Annotated in this window: 17 protein-coding genes; 8 read left to right on the forward strand and 9 right to left on the reverse strand. The window is 52.4% G+C overall.

Annotated elements, in window-relative coordinates; all coding sequences use genetic code 11:
- Positions 1-104 precede the first annotated feature (104 nt).
- From parC to ftsP, 3 genes are all read left to right on the forward strand, one after another.
- Complete coding sequence (gene parC, locus FDW92_RS03120; protein WP_042311005.1) at positions 105-2,363, forward strand: DNA topoisomerase IV subunit A; 2,259 nt, start codon at positions 105-107, stop codon at positions 2,361-2,363.
- A 194-nt stretch (positions 2,364-2,557) separates the two neighbouring features.
- A complete protein-coding gene (gene plsC, locus FDW92_RS03125) occupies positions 2,558-3,295 on the forward strand; it encodes a 1-acylglycerol-3-phosphate O-acyltransferase (RefSeq protein WP_032940773.1) in 738 nt (245 codons plus the stop codon).
- Positions 3,296-3,366: 71 nt separating this feature from the next.
- Positions 3,367-4,779, forward strand: a complete 1,413-nt coding sequence (gene ftsP / locus FDW92_RS03130; protein WP_038633892.1) for a cell division protein FtsP — start codon at positions 3,367-3,369, stop codon at positions 4,777-4,779.
- A gap of 16 nt (positions 4,780-4,795) precedes the next feature.
- Here the strand turns inward: ftsP and FDW92_RS03135 are convergent, their stop codons facing one another.
- Positions 4,796-6,271, reverse strand: a complete 1,476-nt coding sequence (locus FDW92_RS03135) for a TrkH family potassium uptake protein (protein WP_042311002.1) — start codon at positions 6,269-6,271, stop codon at positions 4,796-4,798.
- A 198-nt stretch (positions 6,272-6,469) separates the two neighbouring features.
- On the opposite strand from FDW92_RS03135, the gene FDW92_RS03140 reads away from it, so the two are divergent.
- A complete protein-coding gene (locus FDW92_RS03140) occupies positions 6,470-8,641 on the forward strand; it encodes a YgiQ family radical SAM protein (protein ID WP_003024532.1) in 2,172 nt (723 codons plus the stop codon).
- A 55-nt stretch (positions 8,642-8,696) separates the two neighbouring features.
- On the opposite strand, the gene FDW92_RS03145 is transcribed toward FDW92_RS03140, so the two are convergent.
- From FDW92_RS03145 to yqhD, 4 genes are all read right to left on the reverse strand, one after another.
- Positions 8,697-9,152, reverse strand: a complete 456-nt coding sequence (locus FDW92_RS03145; protein WP_042310999.1) for an HIT family protein — start codon at positions 9,150-9,152, stop codon at positions 8,697-8,699.
- A gap of 43 nt (positions 9,153-9,195) precedes the next feature.
- Positions 9,196-10,650, reverse strand: a complete 1,455-nt coding sequence (locus FDW92_RS03150; protein WP_038633882.1) for a DASS family sodium-coupled anion symporter — start codon at positions 10,648-10,650, stop codon at positions 9,196-9,198.
- Positions 10,651-10,838: 188 nt separating this feature from the next.
- On the reverse strand, positions 10,839-11,666 hold the full coding sequence (gene dkgA / locus FDW92_RS03155) for a 2,5-didehydrogluconate reductase DkgA (RefSeq protein ID WP_137400541.1): 828 nt from the start codon (positions 11,664-11,666) through the stop codon (positions 10,839-10,841).
- A 228-nt stretch (positions 11,667-11,894) separates the two neighbouring features.
- Positions 11,895-13,058 carry an alcohol dehydrogenase gene (yqhD, locus tag FDW92_RS03160; protein WP_042310994.1) on the reverse strand — a complete coding sequence of 388 codons (1,164 nt, stop codon included), beginning with the start codon at positions 13,056-13,058 and terminating at the stop codon, positions 11,895-11,897.
- A 195-nt stretch (positions 13,059-13,253) separates the two neighbouring features.
- Here yqhD and FDW92_RS03165 point away from each other — a divergent pair, with 195 nt between their 5' ends.
- A complete protein-coding gene (locus FDW92_RS03165) occupies positions 13,254-14,153 on the forward strand; it encodes an AraC family transcriptional regulator (RefSeq protein ID WP_137365268.1) in 900 nt (299 codons plus the stop codon).
- Between the two features lie 90 nt (positions 14,154-14,243).
- Here FDW92_RS03165 and yghB read toward each other — a convergent pair whose 3' ends face one another.
- Together yghB and metC are read right to left on the reverse strand one after the other, a co-directional pair.
- On the reverse strand, positions 14,244-14,903 hold the full coding sequence (yghB, locus tag FDW92_RS03170; RefSeq protein WP_003024510.1) for a DedA family general envelope maintenance protein YghB: 660 nt from the start codon (positions 14,901-14,903) through the stop codon (positions 14,244-14,246).
- A gap of 131 nt (positions 14,904-15,034) precedes the next feature.
- Positions 15,035-16,222, reverse strand: a complete 1,188-nt coding sequence (gene metC / locus FDW92_RS03175) for a cystathionine beta-lyase (protein ID WP_042310987.1) — start codon at positions 16,220-16,222, stop codon at positions 15,035-15,037.
- Positions 16,223-16,472: 250 nt separating this feature from the next.
- On the opposite strand from metC, the gene exbB reads away from it, so the two are divergent.
- Both exbB and exbD read left to right on the forward strand, forming a co-directional pair.
- Entirely contained in the window at positions 16,473-17,207 is a 735-nt protein-coding gene (gene exbB, locus FDW92_RS03180; protein WP_042310985.1) for a tol-pal system-associated acyl-CoA thioesterase, read from the forward strand.
- 6 nt (positions 17,208-17,213) lie between these two features.
- On the forward strand, positions 17,214-17,639 hold the full coding sequence (exbD, locus tag FDW92_RS03185; RefSeq protein WP_042310983.1) for a TonB system transport protein ExbD: 426 nt from the start codon (positions 17,214-17,216) through the stop codon (positions 17,637-17,639).
- Positions 17,640-17,710: 71 nt separating this feature from the next.
- On the opposite strand, the gene FDW92_RS03190 is transcribed toward exbD, so the two are convergent.
- Positions 17,711-18,118 carry a hypothetical protein gene (locus FDW92_RS03190; protein ID WP_042310980.1) on the reverse strand — a complete coding sequence of 136 codons (408 nt, stop codon included), beginning with the start codon at positions 18,116-18,118 and terminating at the stop codon, positions 17,711-17,713.
- 1 nt (position 18,119) lies between these two features.
- Positions 18,120-18,524, reverse strand: a complete 405-nt coding sequence (locus FDW92_RS03195) for a hypothetical protein (RefSeq protein ID WP_042310979.1) — start codon at positions 18,522-18,524, stop codon at positions 18,120-18,122.
- 104 nt (positions 18,525-18,628) lie between these two features.
- Between FDW92_RS03195 and FDW92_RS03200 the strand changes: the two genes are divergently transcribed.
- Positions 18,629-19,132, forward strand: a complete 504-nt coding sequence (locus FDW92_RS03200; RefSeq protein WP_042310977.1) for an ESA_00282 family adhesion-associated protein — start codon at positions 18,629-18,631, stop codon at positions 19,130-19,132.
- Positions 19,133-19,149 lie beyond the last annotated feature (17 nt).

The following is a 19,149-nucleotide window of genomic DNA, read 5'->3' on the forward strand; positions in this document are numbered from 1 at the left end:
TNNNNCGCGGCCCTTTTCTTTGTGACTCAACACGCCAGATAGGGTAGTATCTGCGGTAATATTGCCCTTCAATAGAGGGGTACAAAGTTGAGGAACCACGATTAATGAGCGATATGGCAGAGCGCCTGGCGCTGCATGAATTCACGGAAAACGCCTATCTGAACTACTCCATGTACGTCATCATGGACAGGGCGTTGCCATTTATTGGCGATGGTTTGAAACCCGTTCAGCGTCGCATTGTGTATGCAATGTCCGAACTGGGGCTGAATGCCAGCGCCAAATTTAAAAAATCCGCGCGTACCGTCGGTGACGTGCTGGGTAAATACCACCCACACGGCGACAGCGCCTGTTATGAAGCGATGGTACTGATGGCGCAGCCGTTCTCTTACCGTTATCCGCTGGTTGACGGGCAGGGGAACTGGGGGGCGCCGGACGATCCCAAATCCTTCGCGGCGATGCGTTATACCGAATCCCGTCTGTCTAAATATGCGGAAGTCCTGCTGGGTGAGCTAGGTCAGGGAACGTCGGACTGGGTGCCAAACTTCGACGGCACCATGCAGGAGCCAAAGATGCTGCCTGCGCGTCTGCCAAATATTCTGCTGAATGGTACGACCGGTATTGCCGTTGGTATGGCGACGGATATTCCACCGCATAACCTGCGAGAGGTCGCCAAAGCGGCGATTACGCTGATTGAGCAGCCGAAAACAACGCTCGATCAACTGCTGGATATTGTGCAAGGGCCGGATTATCCGACCGAAGCCGAGATTATTACTTCGCGTGCGGAAATTCGTAAGATTTACGAAAACGGACGCGGCTCCGTGCGTATGCGCGCGGTATGGACCAAAGAAGACGGTGCGGTAGTGATTTCCGCGTTGCCGCATCAGGTTTCCGGGGCAAAAGTGCTGGAGCAGATCGCTGCTCAAATGCGTAATAAAAAGCTGCCGATGGTTGATGACCTGCGTGACGAATCGGATCACGAAAACCCGACCCGTCTGGTGATTGTCCCGCGCTCCAATCGCGTGGATATGGAACAGGTGATGAACCACCTGTTTGCCACCACCGATCTGGAAAAAAGCTACCGTATCAACCTGAACATGATCGGCCTCGACGGTCGCCCGGCGGTGAAAAACCTGCTGGAGATCCTCACCGAATGGCTGGCGTTCCGCCGTGATACCGTGCGTCGTCGCCTGAACTATCGTCTGGAAAAAGTGCTTAAGCGCCTGCATATCCTTGAAGGTTTGCTGGTGGCGTTCCTCAACATTGACGAAGTGATCGAGATTATTCGTCATGAAGATGAACCTAAGCCTGAGCTGATGTCGCGGTTTGGCATTTCCGAAACGCAGGCTGAAGCTATCCTTGAGCTGAAATTGCGCCACCTTGCCAAACTCGAAGAGATGAAAATCCGCGGTGAGCAGGATGAGCTGGCGAAAGAGCGCGATCAACTGCAGGCCATTCTCGCTTCCGAGCGTAAAATGAGTAACCTGCTGAAGAAAGAGCTGCAGGCCGATGCCGATGCTTATGGCGACGATCGCCGCTCCCCGTTGCAGGAACGCGAAGAAGCGAAGGCGATGAGCGAGCACGACATGCTGCCGTCTGAGCCGGTGACTATTGTATTGTCCCAGAGTGGTTGGGTGCGTAGCGCCAAAGGCCACGACATTGATGCGCCAGGATTAAGCTATAAAGCGGGCGACAGCTTTAAGTCGGCAGTGAAGGGTAAGAGCAACCAGCCGGTGGTATTCGTTGACTCGACCGGACGCAGCTACGCCATCGACCCGATTACGCTGCCGTCGGCACGTGGCCAGGGCGAACCATTAACCGGTAAGCTCACGCTGCCGCCGGGCGCGACGGTTGAGCATATGCTGATGGAAGGTGACGATCAGAAACTGCTGATGGCATCCGATGCGGGCTACGGTTTTGTCTGTACCTTCAATGACCTGGTGGCGCGTAACCGTGCGGGTAAAGCATTGATTACACTGCCAGAAAATGCGCATGTCATGCCTCCTGTGGTGATTGAAGATGAAACCGATATGCTGCTGGCCATTACCCATGCAGGTCGCATGTTGATGTTCCCGGTGAGCGATTTGCCGCAACTGTCGAAAGGCAAAGGGAACAAGATTATCAATATCCCTTCAGCAGAAGCGGCGAAAGGCGAAGATGGCCTGGCGCTGCTCTATGTGCTGCCGCCACAGAGCACGCTGACTATCCACGTCGGTAAGCGCAAAATTAAACTGCGTCCTGAAGAGTTGCAGAAAGTGACCGGCGAACGTGGTCGTCGCGGCACGCTGATGCGTGGTCTACAGCGTATCGATCGCATTGAAATTGACTCGCCTCGACGCGCCAGTCAGGGCGACAGCGAAGAATAACGTGACTGCCCGGCTCTCCCTGCTTTCGCTCAGGGAGAGCCAACGTTAAAATTTCCCGTAAAACCGTTGTTTATTCGTGCGTTGCGATTAACAATACGCTTTTCCAGAGAGCCGCCTTAACAAAGCCCTAACCTGATGCAGAGTTATGTATCCGGTGACGTAAAATGCCAGGCTCTTAGGCCTTAGAGGTTGTTATGTTATATATTTTTCGTTTAATCATTACTGTTATTTACTGCATTCTGGTCTGTATTTTCGGTTGTATATACTGTCTGTTCAGCCCACGGAATCCAAAACACGTCGCAACGTTCGGTCATATGTTTGGCCGCCTGGCTCCCCTGTATGGCCTGAAGGTCGAGTGCCGCATGCCGGCAGACGCGCAGAATTATGGTAATGCTATCTATATTTGTAACCACCAGAACAACTATGACATGGTTACTGCTTCGAATATCGTTCAGCCGCCGACGGTAACGGTGGGTAAAAAAAGCCTGCTGTGGATCCCGTTCTTCGGGCAGCTGTACTGGTTAACCGGTAACCTGTTGATCGACAGAAACAACCGTGCTAAAGCGCACAGCACCATCGCAGCCGTGGTGAACCATTTCAAAAAACGTCGTATTTCTATCTGGATGTTCCCGGAAGGGACGCGCAGCCGCGGCCGTGGTCTGCTGCCGTTTAAAACCGGCGCGTTTCATGCGGCGATTGCGGCGGGCGTCCCGGTTATTCCGGTGTGCGTTTCAACAACTTCAAACAAAATAAAACTCAACCGGCTCAATAACGGTTTGGCGATTGTAGAGATGTTGCCGCCGGTGGATATTAGCCATTTTGGTAAAGATCAGGTTCGTGAACTGGCAGCGCATTGCCGCACGCTGATGGAACAAAAAATCGCAGAGCTCGATAAAGAAGTTGCAGAGCGGGAAGCCGCCGGTAAGGTTTAATCCGCGCAATTCGGTTTTTTTACAGGAAAAGATTTCCTGCGTGTTAATCGCCAGTTTTTCATGGAGTTTATATGTCATTCAGTCGGCGTCAGTTCATTCAGGCATCGGGGATCGCACTGTGTGCAGGTGCTGTTCCGCTGAAGGCTAATGCTGCCGGTCAGCAACAACCGTTACCTGTGCCTCCACTGCTGGAGTCTCGTCGGGGGCAGCCGTTATTTATGACGCTGCAACGCGCGCATTGGTCATTTACACAAGGCACACGCGCGCCTGTCTGGGGGATTAACGGCCGCTACCTGGGGCCGACAATCCGCGTCTGGAAAGGGGATGACGTCAAGCTTATCTACAGCAACCGTCTGACAGAAAATGTCTCGATGACCGTCGCCGGATTACAGGTACCTGGTCCGCTGATGGGGGGCCCGGCGCGCATGATGTCACCTAATGCGGATTGGGCGCCAGTGCTGCCGATCCGCCAGAATGCCGCCACGCTGTGGTATCACGCCAATACGCCAAATCGTACTGCCCAGCAGGTCTATAATGGTCTTGCCGGGATGTGGCTGGTTGAAGATGAGGTCAGTAAATCCCTGTCTATTCCCAACCATTACGGCGTAGATGATTTTCCGATCATTATCCAGGACAAGCGTCTGGACAACTTTGGTACGCCGGAATACAGCGAACCTGGCAGCGGCGGTTTTGTTGGGGATACGCTGCTGGTCAACGGGGCGCAAAGCCCGTATGTCGAAGTCTCCCGCGGCTGGGTACGCTTGCGTTTGCTGAACGCGTCAAACTCGCGTCGTTACCAACTGCAAATGAGTGATGGCCGTGCACTGCATGTGATCTCCAGCGATCAGGGCTTTTTACCTGCGCCTGTTTCATTGAAACAGCTCTCGCTGGCGCCAGGCGAACGTCGTGAGATCCTGGTGGATATGACTAACGGTAATGAGGTCTCTATTACCTGTGGCGAGGCGGCCAGCATTGTCGACAGGATCCGCGGATTCTTTGAACCATCGAGTATTCTTATCTCCACGCTGGTGCTGACTCTGCGACCAACTGGCCTTCTGCCGCTGGTGACTGACAGCCTGCCAATGCGCCTGCTGCCTACGGAGATCCTCAGCGGTTCGCCGATTCGCAGCCGTGATATCAGCCTGGATGACGATCCGGGGATCAACGGTCAGCTGTGGGACGTCAACCGCATGGATATTACCGCGCAGCAGGGTACCTGGGAGCGCTGGACGGTGCGGGCGGATATGCCGCAGTCTTTCCATATTGAGGGCGTCTCGTTCCTGATCCGTAATGTGAACGGCGCAATGCCGTTCCCGGAAGACAGAGGTTGGAAAGATACCGTCTGGGTAGATGGTCAGGTCGAGTTACTGGTTTATTACGGTCAGCCTTCCTGGGCGCATTTCCCGTTCTACTTTAACAGCCAGACGCTGGAAATGGCGGATCGTGGCTCGATCGGTCAGATCCTGGTGAACCCGGCGCCGTAACGCGCCGGGGTTTGCGTTACGCCCGCCAGAACATGCGCGAAAACAGGATCAGTATGGGGTAAATCTCCAGACGCCCCATGATCATGGCTGCGCACATCAGCAGCTTTGCCTCCTCATTTAACGTGCCAAACGTCGTGGCGGTAACGCCAAATCCCAGCCCCATATTGTTGATGCAGGCGGCGACGGTGGCGAAAGATGAGAAGAGATCGTAGCCCATCAGATTGAGCGCCCAGATAAAAAAGCTGGTGAACAAAACGTAGAGAAAGAAAAAGCTCCATACCGAACGCACCACCCTGTCGCTTACCACGCTGTTACCCACTTTGATGTTCAGCAGGGCGCGAGGATGCGCGAGCTGGTGTAATTCCTGGCGGCACTGCTTGAACATAATCAAAAAGCGCAGCACTTTAATTCCCCCGCACGTCGATCCCACACAACCGCCGAAAAAGCTGGCGCTAAGCAGCATGAAGATCGTGTGCGAGGGCCACTGCGCGTAATCCGCCGTTGACAGGCCATTATCCGTCAGCATGGAGCTGGCCAGAAAAAAGGCATGCACCAGGCTGTCCGTTAGCCCGTACATACCTGCCCGCCAGACCTGCCAGGTGGCGATCAGCGTGACCACCAGCGCAATTAGCAGAAAGAAACGCAGCTCGGCATTACGACGAAAGGGCTTGAAGGTACGTTTTACAATAGCAACGTACCAGAGGGTGAAGTTAAACGCGGATAACAGTGAAAACAGTCCGGCGACGAGTTCTATAGCGTGGCTGTTATAAAAGCCGATGCTCTCGCTGCGAGTGGAAAATCCGCCAAGAGAGACCGTCGACAGCCCGTGGCATAAGGCGTCGAAAAACGACATCCCGGCAGCCCAGTAGGCTAGAGTACAAATAAGACCCAGAATGACGTAGGTCAACCACAGCGTACGTGCGGTATCGGCAAGCCTTGGCGTGAGGCGTTCTTCTTTGAAGGGGCCTGGCATTTCAGACTGATACAGTTTCATGCCGCCAATACCCAGCAGCGGTAATACCGCCACGGCGAGGACAATAACGCCCAGGCCGCCAATAAAATTGAGCTGAGCACGATAGTAAAGATACGATTTCGGTAAGGCGCTGACGTCGTCAATCACCGTTGCGCCAGTGGTGGTAATCCCGGAAACCCCTTCGAACAGGGCATCGGCAAAGGAGAGATTTAAGCCATCGTCCATCCACATCGGCATTGCGCTAATAAACGAAAACAGTAGCCAGAACAAAACGATAATGACGAATCCATCCCGGGTTCTCAGTTGAATTCCCGCATGTTTGGTTGCCAGCCACGCCCCGCCGCCAAGGGTAAAGAAAGTCATAAATGTGCTGAAAAATGCGAAAAAGCTCCGCTCTTTATTTAACAGAGCGATGGTCATTGGCGGCAGCATGGAGAAGCTGTAGAGAAGAACCAGAAATCCGCACAGGTGAACAACAACCCGTAACTGGGAAATATGCAGTGAATCGTTGAGTCGCAATGAAAAATCCCCCGCCGAAAAGAGTGATCTCAGTTGGCCGGCATGGTGTTAATTATGATTGATAAAAATGGCTGTCGTAAAATTTAACAATTTATACAACTTTCTACTGGTCTGGTTCAGACTCCACTTCATTTCTTGCCGACATACAGCGTATAATCCCCGGCCTTTGATTATTTTTTTACCATTTTTGGAAGCACTATGAGCGCAATATCCCTGATCCAACCGGACAGAGACCTTTTCTCCTGGCCGCAGTACTGGGCTGCCTGTTTTGGCCCGGCACCGTTTTTGCCGATGTCACGTGACGAAATGGACCAACTTGGCTGGGATAGCTGCGACATCATTCTGGTGACCGGCGATGCCTACGTCGACCACCCAAGCTTTGGTATGGCGATTTGTGGCCGTATGCTGGAAGCTCAGGGCTTTCGCGTCGGAATTATCGCCCAGCCGGAGTGGAACAACAAAGACGATTTTATGCGTTTGGGTAAACCGAACCTGTTCTTTGGTGTGACCGCTGGCAACATGGACTCGATGATCAACCGTTATACCGCCGATCGCCGACTGCGCCATGATGATGCCTACACGCCGGACAACGTGGCGGGTAAACGTCCGGACCGCGCCACGCTGGTCTATACCCAGCGCTGTAAAGAAGCATGGAAAGATGTGCCGGTTATTCTTGGCGGCATTGAGGCCAGCCTGCGCCGCACCGCGCACTACGATTACTGGTCTGATACCGTTCGCCGCTCCGTTTTGGTGGATTCGAAAGCCGATATGCTGATGTTCGGCAACGGCGAACGTCCGCTGGTGGAAGTGGCGCATCGTCTGGCGATGGGGGAAACTATCGATCAGATCCGCGACGTGCGTAACACCGCGATTATGGTTAAAGAAGCGCTGCCGGGCTGGAGTGGGGTGGATTCTACGCGTCTCGACACGCCAGGCAAGATTGACCCGATCCCGCATCCTTACGGTGAAGATCTGCCGTGTGCCGACAACAAACCTGTCGCCCCGAAAAAACAGGAAGCGAAAGCGGTAACCGTACAGCCGCCACGTCCGAAACCGTGGGAAAAAACCTACGTGCTGCTGCCGTCCTTCGAAAAAGTGAAGGGCGACAAAGTGCTGTATGCGCATGCGTCGCGTATCCTGCACCACGAAACTAACCCAGGCTGCGCGCGTGCGCTGATGCAAAAGCATGGCGATCGCTACATCTGGATCAACCCGCCAGCTATTCCGCTGTCTACCGAAGAGATGGACAGCGTCTTTGCGTTACCGTACAAGCGTGTACCGCATCCGGCGTATGGTGACAGCCGTATTCCGGCCTATGAGATGATCCGTTTCTCGATCAACATTATGCGTGGCTGCTTTGGCGGCTGCTCGTTCTGTTCGATAACAGAGCACGAAGGCCGTATCATCCAGAGTCGCTCTGAAGATTCGATCATCAATGAAATCGAAGCCATTCGCGACACTGTCCCGGGCTTTACCGGCGTGATTTCCGATCTCGGCGGCCCAACGGCGAACATGTATATGCTGCGCTGTAAGTCACCGCGTGCGGAGCAAACCTGCCGTCGTCTGTCATGCGTCTATCCGGATATTTGTCCGCACATGGATACCAATCATGAGCCGACAATTAACCTCTATCGCCGGGCGCGTGATCTCAAAGGCATTAAAAAGATCCTTATCGCATCCGGTGTGCGCTATGACATCGCGGTGGAAGACCCACGCTACATCAAAGAACTGGCTACCCATCACGTGGGCGGCTATCTGAAGATTGCGCCAGAGCATACTGAAGAAGGCCCGCTGTCGAAGATGATGAAGCCGGGGATGGGCAGCTACGATCGCTTCAAGGAATTGTTCGATACCTACTCTAAACAGGCCGGTAAAGAGCAGTACCTGATCCCGTATTTTATCTCCGCGCACCCGGGTACGCGTGACGAAGATATGGTGAATCTGGCGCTGTGGCTGAAACAACGTCGTTTCCGTCTGGATCAGGTGCAGAACTTCTATCCATCGCCGTTGGCGAACTCCACAACCATGTATTACACCGGGAAAAACCCGTTGGGTAAAATTGGTTATAAGAGTGAAGACGTGGTGGTGCCGAAAGGTGATAAGCAGCGTCGTCTGCATAAAGCCCTGTTGCGCTACCACGATCCAGCCAACTGGCCGTTAATCCGCCAGGCGCTGGAAGATATGGGTAAAAAGCATCTGATCGGCGGGCGTCGCGAATGTCTGGTTCCGGCGCCTACGCTGGAAGAGATGCGCGAAGCGCGTCGCCAGAACCGTCATACTCGTCCGGCGCTGACCAAACACACGCCAGTGGCGCACCAGCGTCAGACGCCTGCCGCGAACAAAAAACGCGGGAAAGTGGCGGGACGTTAATCTGTCTTGCCCGGATAAGGTGCTTGCACCGCTATCGGGCAGAAGAGATCAGTATTTATGCCTCACGAATTCTGGCCGCTAATGCGGCCAGTTTTTCGTCATCAGCCCGTTCATGATCGTGTGACGACAGATATCCTTCATACTGCTCGAAAAATTTGTTCTGCCGCGATTCAATCGGTTTCCAGTGGGTTAAATCGCCAGTACCGTGCATGGGACTTAATTTACTGTGCACATGGTCTACGCCGAAACCTTCGAAGAACATTCCCGTACGACTAACATCCGGGAAAGCCTTATCCAGTTTCTTAGCCACTTTTTGGGTCGCCAGCATCAGGTCCGCTAACGCCTGCGGCGGCATGTCGAAGGCATAGCTGGGGTAATGCTTTTTCGGGATCACCACGGTAAAACCGTCGGTGTTCGGGAAAATCGACAGAAAAGCCAGGTGGTGTTCGTCTTCCCATACCTTATGGCAGGGCGCTTTGCCTTCAACAATTTGACAGAAAATACAGGTCATTCCTTTTCTCCGCAGGTAAGGTCTTCGTCAGGACGCAGTCAGTTTAGTACAGACCCAACACCTTCCACCACATCAGACCCACGGTAATAAAGACCGCCTGGTTAAACAAGCTGATGATAAATCCTGTGCGCCACCAGACGCCTGTTGGAACATACCCGGCGCCAAACAGAATAGGGCCGCGAGCATGTGTGTACTGGGTGAGCGAGCAGTACAAACTGCTGGTGAAGGCCAGCATTAACGCCGTGGGAGCAGCGGGAATATTCAGATGCAGCCCGACGCCGAGGAAAACAGCATACAGCGCGGCAATCTGCGCATTGCCGCTGGCAAAAAAGTAGTGGGTATAGAAATAGGCGGCGTTCAGCAGCAGCAGGACGATCACCCAACTGGTCCCGTGCATAGTACTGCTCAGGCTGTCGCCAATCAGATTGCCGAACCAGGTGGTGAAGCCCAGTTTTTTCAACTGATTCGCCATCATCAGTAGCGCGGCGAACCAAATCAGCGTATCCCATGCCCCTTTCTCACTTTTGACGTCTTCCCAACTCAGCACGCCGCTCAGCAATAAAATCGACAGCCCTACAAACGAAGCGGTAGTGGCGTCAACGCCCAGCGTATCGCCAAAAATCCACAGCACCAGCAGTACGCCGACAGTTGCCAACATCAGCCATTCCCCGCGTGACATGCGGCCCATTTCCGCCAGCTCTTTGCGGGCGAGGTTCGGGGCATCCGGCGTGTGTTTGATTTCCGGACGCACCAGCCAGTAGACCAGTAGCGGAACGAGCAGCAAAGAGACCAGACAAGGTAGCAGCGCCGCCATAAACCAGCCGCCCCAGGTCAGCGTAACCCCGGCGTTGGCCGCCAGTTTTACTGCCAGCAGGTTGCCGGTATAGCCGGTCATAAACAGTGCTGCCGTCACGTCGTTGACGTTGCCAATACAGGTGATAAGAAAGGTGCCGATTTTACTGCGGGACTCATCTTCCGGGTTCGAATGGAAACTACGCGCCAGAGAGTCGGCAATCGGATAGATGACGCCGCCGCAGCGAGCTGTATTACTCGGCATAGCGGGAGAGAGGATTAGATCGGCAAAAGCCAGACCGTAGGCGAGTCCCAACGTTCGCTTGCCGAGCAGGCGGATCATCTGCAACGCAATACGTCGCCCGAGACCGGTTTTGATAAACCCACGGGCAATCATAAAAGCCACGACGATAAGCCAGATAAGCGAACTGTTCAGTTCACTCAATGCCGTGGTGATGGCGCCGCTGGCGGTTTTATCCCCGGCAGCATAGGCGAGCGCGAATACCGTAATACCAATAATGCCGACCGCGCCGATGGGTAATACTTTAGCCACAATAGAAGCGATGGTGGCGACGAAGATAATTGCCGAATGCCAGGCTGGCGCACTTAACCCGGTGGGGGGCGTAAGCTGCCAGAGTCCGGCAGAAATGAGTACTATAAGAATTAATGGGAGCCATTTGACGCCATTACTTTTTTTATCAGCCACGGTTACGCACCTATAGGTGTGGTAAATACATTCACGAAATGAATATATTTATTGAATAATTAACAGGTTATGTTGCGTAATGCTGCTCCAGCGACTGCAAGAAATACATCAATATATGTATGTTAATTGTTTCCTGATATTTCATTACCAGAAAGGCCCGACGGGAGTGTCGGGCCGGAGAGAAGAGATTAACCGCCGAACTGGTCCGGGTCTGGTCCCAGCCGTCTGCCTTGATCGAGTTTCGCAATTTCGCCTAATTCTTCTTTATCCAGGCGGAAGTCCCAGACGTTAAAGTTTTCTGCGATACGGGCAGGCGTCACCGATTTCGGAATAACCACCAGACCGTTATCCAGATGCCAGCGGATGACAATCTGCGCCGGTGATTTACCATATTTCTCTGCGAGGTCACGGATGATCTTTTGGTCGAAGACGTCTTTCCCGCCCTGCGCCAATGGACTCCAGGATTCGGTCTGGATCTTATGTGTGGCGTTCCAGGCATGAAGCTGGCGCTGCTGCATAAGTGGGTGCAGTTCTATCTGGTTGATCACGGGATGAACGCCAGTTTCGTCTATCAGGCGCTGGAGATGATTGATCTGAAAGTTGCACACGCCGATGCTCTTAATCAGCCCTTCTTTTTGCAGATCGATCATGTTTTCCCACGCTTCAACGTAGTGATCGATCGCCGGAACAGGCCAGTGCATCAGGTAAAGATCGAGGTAATCGAGCTGGAGTTTCTCCATGCTTTCGAGTAAGGCTTCCCGGGCGCGTTTCTGATCATCATTCCACAGCTTGGTGGTGATGAATAACTCTTCCCGCGGCACGCCCGCATTACGTATCGCTTTGCCGACACCTTCTTCGTTTTTGTACGCGGCGGCGGTATCAATCGAACGATAACCCACTTCCAGTGCTTTATGGATAGCGGTAATGACTTCTTCGTTGCTTGCCTTCCAGACCCCCAGGTCCAGTTGCGGCATGACGTTACCATCCTGTAGTTTGATAATGGTTGGACCGGTCATAATTCCCCCCTGGATTACAGTCACCGGAGCAAGCTCCGGTGAGTTAGGTGTGACTTAAGTCTGGCCTATACTCGTCATACTTCAAGCTGCATATGCGTTGGCTGCACTCGTTCACCCCAGTCACTTACTTATGTAAGCTCCTGGGGATTCTCTCCTTTGCCGTCTTTATGCAACTCGAATTATTTAGAGTATAAATAGCCAAAAACGAAAGGCGGAGCTTAAAAAACCTTAACGGGCAGCTTCGTAAATCCGACGGCTGACGTCGAGCGTAATGTCCTGGTGCTCACCCAGTTTCGTACCGCCGTGCGCTTGCAGTTTTTCCAGCAGCGCCGGGATGGAGCTACCGTCCAGACCGTAGTCAGACAAGCGAGTCGGGACACCCATTTGTTCGAAGAAAGCACGGGTAGCGGCAATGGCGGCATCGATACGCTGGTCTTCAGAACCCTCGGTGATATTCCAGATACGTTCTGCGTATTGCAGTAGCTTGGCACGCTTGGTATCGCGTTTTTCATTCCACAGCGCAGGCAGAACGATGGCCAGCGTTTGCGCATGATCCAGACCATGCATCGCGGTCAGTTCGTGGCCCAGCATATGGGTTGCCCAGTCCTGCGGTACGCCTGCGCCAATCAGGCCGTTCAGCGCCTGGGTTGCCGCCCACATGACGTTCGCACGCACGTTGTAGTTTTCCGGCTCCTGCAAGGCTTTCGGACCTTCTTCTATCAGCGTAAGCAGAATGCCTTCGGCAAAGCGATCCTGAATTTTCCCGTCGACCGGATAAGTTACATACTGCTCAACGGTATGCACGAAGGCATCCACGACGCCGTTTGCAACCTGACGTGGCGGCAGGGTATAGGTGTAAACCGGATCCAGTACGGCAAATACCGGTTGCACAAACGGGGTCATAAAGGCCAGTTTGTCGCCAGTGGTTTTCCGCGAGATGACCGCGCCGGAGTTAGATTCAGAACCGGTGGCGGGCAGGGTTAATACGGAGCCCATCGGGATGGCGCTTTTTACGTCGTTGCCGTGAGTTTCCAGAATACGCCATGGGTCGATGCCGTCAGCGTACTGTGCCGCTGCTGCGATGAATTTGGTGCCGTCCAGTACCGAACCACCGCCCACAGCCAGCAGGAACGTTACTTTCTCATCACGCACGATCTTTACCGCATTCATCAGCGTTTCATAAGACGGGTTCGGCTCAATACCGCCAAACTCCAGCACGTCCAGGCCTTTCAGTGCATCCTGAACCTGTGCCAGAACGCCGGTTTTTTTCACACTGCCGCCGCCGTAGGTAATCAATACGCGAGCATCCTGAGGGATTTGATCGCGCAATTCGGCAATAGCGCCTTTACCGAACAGAATACGGGTTGGGGTATGGAGATTAAAATTGTTCATTGCTCGTTCCCTTGTGTGGGTAATAAAAAGAGGGCAGGAGAGTGTCTGCCGGATGATGAACATTGTGGTCGCCAGCCGCGCTGCTCTCAATGCACATTTCTGCCGATGTCTTGCCCATTTCTACAGACTACTGGAGAAAACGGATAAATCTGCGCATGATGTTAGGGTCGAAAACCGATGATGAAATGGTGCTTTATGAACCGTGAAGAGATCTGCCTTCTGCTGACAGATAAAATTAAGCAGCTGAAAAATAATGAAAATAACCTCAGTGCATTGCTGCCAGATGTCCGCCTGATGCACGGTACGGTGCCAGCTGCACGGACACCAGTCATGTATCAGCCAGGTATCATATTTCTCTTTTCGGGCCATAAAATTGGTTATATTAATGAACGCGTATTTCGTTATGACGCCAATGAATACCTGCTGCTAACCGTACCTTTACCCTTTGAATGTGAAACGTATGCGACACCGGAGGTTCCGTTGGCCGGAATCTACCTGAATGTCGATATCCTGCAATTGCAGGAGCTGTTGATGGACATTGGGGAAGACGAGCTGTTTCAGCCTGCTATGGCGGCCAGTGGGATTAACTCCGCGACGCTTTCAGACGAAATTCTCTGCGCCGCTGAGCGCCTGTTGGATGTGATGGAACGCCCGCTGGATGCGCGTATTCTCGGCAAACAGATCATTCGCGAGATCCTCTACCATGTGCTGACCGGGCCGCGCGGCGGCGCGTTACTTGCGCTGGTCAGTCGTCAGACGCATTTCAGCTTGATAAGCCGGGTGCTGAAGCGGATTGAAACCAAATACACCGAGAACCTCAATGTAGAACAGCTGGCGGCAGAGGCGAACATGAGCGTGTCGGCGTTTCATCATAACTTTAAAGCGGTGACCAGCACGTCGCCGCTGCAATATCTTAAAAGCTATCGTCTGCATAAAGCGCGGATGATGATGATTCATGACGGGATGAAGGCCAGTGCGGCAGCCATGCGTGTCGGCTATGAGAGTGCATCGCAGTTCAGTCGGGAATTCAAACGTTTCTTTGGCGTGACGCCGGGGGAAGATGCGGCCAGAATTCGGATGATGCAGGGGAGTTGATTGCTTGTCCGTCTGAACGGTACACCGTAGGCCTTAAAGCTACGCGCCATAAGGCAAAATGCCGGAGATTATCCGGCCTACGGATGCGACTCAGGCGCTACAGTATTTTTTTTTAATCACCACGAACAGGGTTCCCAACAGACCTGCGGTTAACAGGGCAATCGGTAGGATCATTAAAAAGGTCATCACCTGATCTTCATGGCGTTTAACGAACGGGATCATGCTCAGCGCGTAGCCAAAGCTGGTGACAACGGTGACCCACAGCAGGCCGCTCAGCCAGTTAAAAAACTGGAATCGACGGTTAGGCAGCCCTGAAATTCCTGCCATGGTCGGCAGCAAGGTGCGTACGAACGCCAGGAAGCGCCCGGCCAGCAGCGCCATCAGGCCGTGTTGGTCAAACATGCAGGTGGCGCGCTGATGATATTTTTCAGGTAATTGCGCCAGCCAGCCTTTTACCGTTCTTGTGTTGCCCAGCCAGCGTCCCTGAATGTAACTCAGCCAGCAGCCCAGGCTGGCGGCGGCGGTCAGAATAGCTATGGTAGGTAAAAAACTCATCACGTCCTGAGCGATCAGCGCCCCAGCCAGCAATAACAGGCTGTCTCCGGGTAAAAAGGAGGCGGGCAGCAGGCCATTTTCTAAAAACAGTGTGGCGAACATGACGAAGTAAACCACGCTCACAACGTGTGGATCCGCCAGCGCGGCAAAGTCGTGTTGCCAGAGCGCGGAGACAATATCTTGAATAACTACCATGGACTTTCCTGTGGAACAGCGTTTATGTGTGGATTGTACTCCTGAATTGTCCGGGATGCCTTGATCCCGGACGCAACAATTGCAGACTTTTCCACCAGAAGTGTCTGCATATATGTCCATCTATGGCAATGTTACTCGATTCGGGCAAATCCTGCGGCTAAATCGGCAATCAGATCGTCAACATTCTCTAAACCGATATGCAAACGGATAAGCGTTCCGCTGAAGTCCACTTCACCTTGCGGACGGATTGCCGCAATGTGTTCCGGCTGGTTGGCGAGAATTAGCGACTCAAAACCGCCCCAGGAGTAGGCCATGCTGAACAGGCTGAAGTGATCCAGATACGCGGCCAGCTCTTCATTATTAAGCTTCTTATTCAATACAAAGGAGAATAGCCCGCTGCTGCCGGTAAAATCACGTTTCCAGAATTCATGGCCTTTACTGCCGGGTAGCGCCGGGTGATTAACACGAGCGACCTGTGGGTGGTTGGCCAGCCACTCGGCGACCTTTAAGCTGCTTTCATGATGCTGACGTAAGCGTACGCTCAGTGTGCGTAATCCACGGCTGGTCATATAGGCGGTGTCGGCGTCCAGCATTTGTCCCATCAGATAGGCATTTTCGCGCAGTTGGTCCCAGCAGCGGGCATTGGATACCGCTGTGCCGACCATGCCGTCGGAATGACCAATCAGGTATTTCGTACCCGCCTGAATCGAGATATCAATACCGAAATCCAGCGCGTTGAACAGCACGCCGGCAGCCCAGGTGTTATCAATCATGATGACAGCCTCAGGCGCAACACTTCTGACGGCGGCAACAATTGCTGGTACATCATGTACCTCCATGGTGACGGAGCCGGGTGATTCCAGAAAGACAACTTTGGTGTTCGGCTGAATATGCTTCACTATATCGGCGCCAATCAACGGATCAAACCAGCCCGTTGAGACGCCAAGTTTACCGAGAATTTTGGTGCAGAAGTCCTGGCTGGGCTCATAGGCGGTATTGGTCATCAACACATGATCGCCTTGTTCAACAAAAGCAAGGATGGTGTTGGCAACAGCTGCCGCGCCGCAAGGGAACAACGCGCAACCCGCGCCGCCTTCCAGTTCGCACATGGCTTCCTGCAGCGAAAAATGCGTCAGGGTTCCGCGACGTCCATAGAAAAGCGCACCGTTTGCGCGGTTGCGCGTGGCCTGCTTTTTGGCCTCAACGCTGTCAAACACCAGCGAAGAAGCGCGCTGGATCACGCTATTTACCGAGCCCAGCGTGTACTTTTTACTGCGTCCTGCGTGAACGAGTTTGGTTTCAAGTTGCTTATCTGCCATGGTGTATTACCTGTTTTTATACGTCTGGATGTCTAAACTACCATGAATCAAAGATGACGCATCCTGTAGAACGGTCATACAGTAGAAAATAATCTCAAAATGCCTCTGGTGACTTTTTTACTGCGTAAGCGCAAAGAAAAGAAACCAAAGGTGCGGCAATATGTAAATAGTAATGAGAACGACTATCAATTCGACGTTGTTTTGATATGATTACGCTTAGATTTTGTGATTTGCGTCCTGGAGATACAGAGTGGGTAATAATTTGATGCAGACGGACCTTTCCGTCTGGGGTATGTATCAGCACGCCGATATCGTGGTTAAGTGCGTGATGATTGGGCTGATTTTAGCGTCAGTGGTCACCTGGGCTATCTTCTTTAGTAAGAGCCTTGAGTTCTTTACTCAGAAACGCCGTCTTAAGCGTGAACAGCAACTGCTGGCGGATGCCCGCTCCTTAGACCAGGCAAACGAGATTGCCGCAAGATTCGATGCTAAAAGCCTTGGCGCACAGTTGATTTACGAAGCGCAGAACGAGCTGGAACTGTCTGAAGGCAGTGACGACAACGAAGGTATTAAAGAGCGCACCGGTTTTCGTCTGGAGCGTCGTGTGGCGGCGGTAGGTCGTCATATGGGACGTGGTAACGGATACCTGGCCACCATCGGGGCTATCTCGCCTTTTGTGGGTCTGTTCGGTACGGTATGGGGCATCATGAACAGCTTCATCGGGATTGCACAAACCCAAACCACCAACCTGGCCGTTGTTGCTCCGGGCATTGCAGAAGCGCTGTTAGCGACCGCGATTGGTCTGGTTGCGGCGATTCCAGCGGTCGTCATCTACAATATTTTCGCACGTCAGATTGGCAGCTATAAAGCGATGCTGGGCGATGTCGCGGCGCAGGTGCTGTTGCTGCAAAGTCGTGATCTGGACCTGAACGCCAGCGCCTCCGCGCATCCGGTACGTGCCGCGCAGAAATTACGTGTAGGGTAATGTTCCATGGCAATGAGCTTTAATGAGAACCTGGACGATAACGGTGAAATGCATGAAATCAACGTGACGCCGTTTATCGACGTTATGTTGGTTTTATTGATCATCTTTATGGTAGCCGCGCCGTTGGCAACAGTGGATGTGAAGGTGAATCTCCCTGCCTCCACCAGCACGCCGCAGCCGCGTCCGGAAAAACCGGTTTATCTGTCAGTCAAAGCCGATAAGAGTATGTTTATTGGCAATAATCAGGTGACGGATGAAACCATGATTAGCGAGCTCACTACGCTGACAGAAGGGAAGAAAGACACCACGATTTTCTTCCGTGCAGATAAGACCGTCGATTATGAAACCATGATGAAGGTAATGGACACGCTGCATCAGGCCGGTTTCCTGAAGATTGGTCTGGTCGGTGAAGAGACCGTGAAAGCGAAGTAACTTTCTCGCCGGGTAGTGGTTTTCACCTACCCGGCCTGCTTATCCTGATTCCACGCCTTACAAACCTGTTCTTATCTGTTTTCATCCAACGCGACCGTGGTTATCCTGGTCGGTTCGTAGCTGCCTTCGGACAGCTTGCGCGTCAGGCGTAAGGTGGCCGTTTCTCGCGCGAGTATATGCTGGTAGGTGCTCTCCAGCCGGGCCATGATTTTATCCCGCAGTTCGGGTTGTTGGGCTATGATGGCCTCAATCGCGGCGCCATAGATCTCTTCTTTCGCCTGTAGCGCATAAATTTCGCGACGATTTTGCCATTTCATCCGCACCAGTGCGGCGGGTATAGAAACCATTTCCTGGGCAACGCTTTCCAGCGTCGTGTTTTTATTGGCAATCAGGATAGCTAAATTCTGCTTTAAGACAAACTCATCACTTTTATGGTCATCTAAAGCCAAATAAACATTATTATCCTCAACATCTTTCATTTTATTTCTCTTCCAGAGAATAAAAAATAGGGTCGCTGGTTTCGCGGGTAATTAAATTAAGCCAAATTTTATTGCCTTGCTCATTAATGGTGGCTGTTTTTTCGGTCAAGATTTTACTTAATTCTTGTGCGTTAATGTCGCCCTCCGCTTGCAATGAATTGAGCAAGCGCGTGAATGACTCAATCTTTGCCGCGCAAAACAAACGTTCTTTTAAATGACGGTCGCACTCTTCAAACAACATATTGCGCGCCTGGCCGGTCGCTGTAGCGCTGATCAAAATATCAGCTTCATAATCACTTAATGTTTTCTTTCCCTGAGTCAAATTTTCACTGTTTTCTGTGGGGAAGGTATTAGTCGATGTTTGAGATAAATGATAATGCGCGGGAACAAGATGCTCGGGAAGCATGTTGAAATATCCTTTGATGCCAATACTGTATTGTTTTTAATATGTCAGGCTGCGTTGACAATAGCATGGTGTAATTTTAAAATCAAAAAAAATGGAGCCAGTATATGAACAGTATATTTTATTCTGTTATTACCCTGCTATTGCTTACCTGCGGGGTGCTTTTGTTGATGCGCAGCGCAAATAAAAACCGCTATGCAGAAAATGGTAACGCTGGACACCAGCCGGAAATCTTGAGTAAAGAAGAGGGTGAAGATCATTTTTCTGTATTGATGAATTCGATTACCCCGGTATGGTATTGGCGCGTTAATCACGAATATATCGATTTTATCCACTCGACGATCAAACGGATGACGATGGTGGAGCTGAATGAGACGCCTGGCCTATTTGATGCGCAGCGGCGTTGTAGCGACCTTAACTCTGCGGTGTACAAATATTACGACAATATAAAAAAACGCTGTCTCAGTGGGGAGAAGGTCCCGCATGCCGATCTGGACGTGCTCAACTTACGTCAGTGCTTCAGAGAGTTCAGCCTGGAGGCTTACCCTGCGCTCGTCGCGCTGGTGTGGCCGGAATACCAGCGTCCACAGCTCAAAGCAGAAGAAGTATGAGGTCATGGCGCATTACC

The sequence above is a fragment of the Citrobacter sp. wls706 genome, assembly GCF_005281305.1.
In the GTDB taxonomy this organism is placed as follows: domain Bacteria; phylum Pseudomonadota; class Gammaproteobacteria; order Enterobacterales; family Enterobacteriaceae; genus Citrobacter; species Citrobacter werkmanii.

Bases quoted from the DNA above. Each gene is read 5' to 3' on its own strand.
- exbD (WP_042310983.1), top strand. From the start codon at position 17,214: ATGGCAATGAGCTTTAATGAGAACCTGGACGATAACGGTGAAATGCAT.
- yqhD (WP_042310994.1), bottom strand. From the start codon at position 13,058: ATGAACAATTTTAATCTCCATACCCCAACCCGTATTCTGTTCGGTAAA.
- FDW92_RS03145 (WP_042310999.1), bottom strand. From the start codon at position 9,152: ATGACCTGTATTTTCTGTCAAATTGTTGAAGGCAAAGCGCCCTGCCAT.
- metC (WP_042310987.1), bottom strand. From the start codon at position 16,222: ATGGCAGATAAGCAACTTGAAACCAAACTCGTTCACGCAGGACGCAGT.
- plsC (WP_032940773.1), top strand. From the start codon at position 2,558: ATGTTATATATTTTTCGTTTAATCATTACTGTTATTTACTGCATTCTG.
- FDW92_RS03140 (WP_003024532.1), top strand. From the start codon at position 6,470: ATGAGCGCAATATCCCTGATCCAACCGGACAGAGACCTTTTCTCCTGG.
- dkgA (WP_137400541.1), bottom strand. From the start codon at position 11,666: ATGACCGGTCCAACCATTATCAAACTACAGGATGGTAACGTCATGCCG.
- FDW92_RS03165 (WP_137365268.1), top strand. From the start codon at position 13,254: ATGAACCGTGAAGAGATCTGCCTTCTGCTGACAGATAAAATTAAGCAG.
- ftsP (WP_038633892.1), top strand. From the start codon at position 3,367: ATGTCATTCAGTCGGCGTCAGTTCATTCAGGCATCGGGGATCGCACTG.
- yghB (WP_003024510.1), bottom strand. From the start codon at position 14,903: ATGGTAGTTATTCAAGATATTGTCTCCGCGCTCTGGCAACACGACTTT.
- FDW92_RS03195 (WP_042310979.1), bottom strand. From the start codon at position 18,524: ATGCTTCCCGAGCATCTTGTTCCCGCGCATTATCATTTATCTCAAACA.
- parC (WP_042311005.1), top strand. From the start codon at position 105: ATGAGCGATATGGCAGAGCGCCTGGCGCTGCATGAATTCACGGAAAAC.
- FDW92_RS03190 (WP_042310980.1), bottom strand. From the start codon at position 18,118: ATGAAAGATGTTGAGGATAATAATGTTTATTTGGCTTTAGATGACCAT.
- FDW92_RS03200 (WP_042310977.1), top strand. From the start codon at position 18,629: ATGAACAGTATATTTTATTCTGTTATTACCCTGCTATTGCTTACCTGC.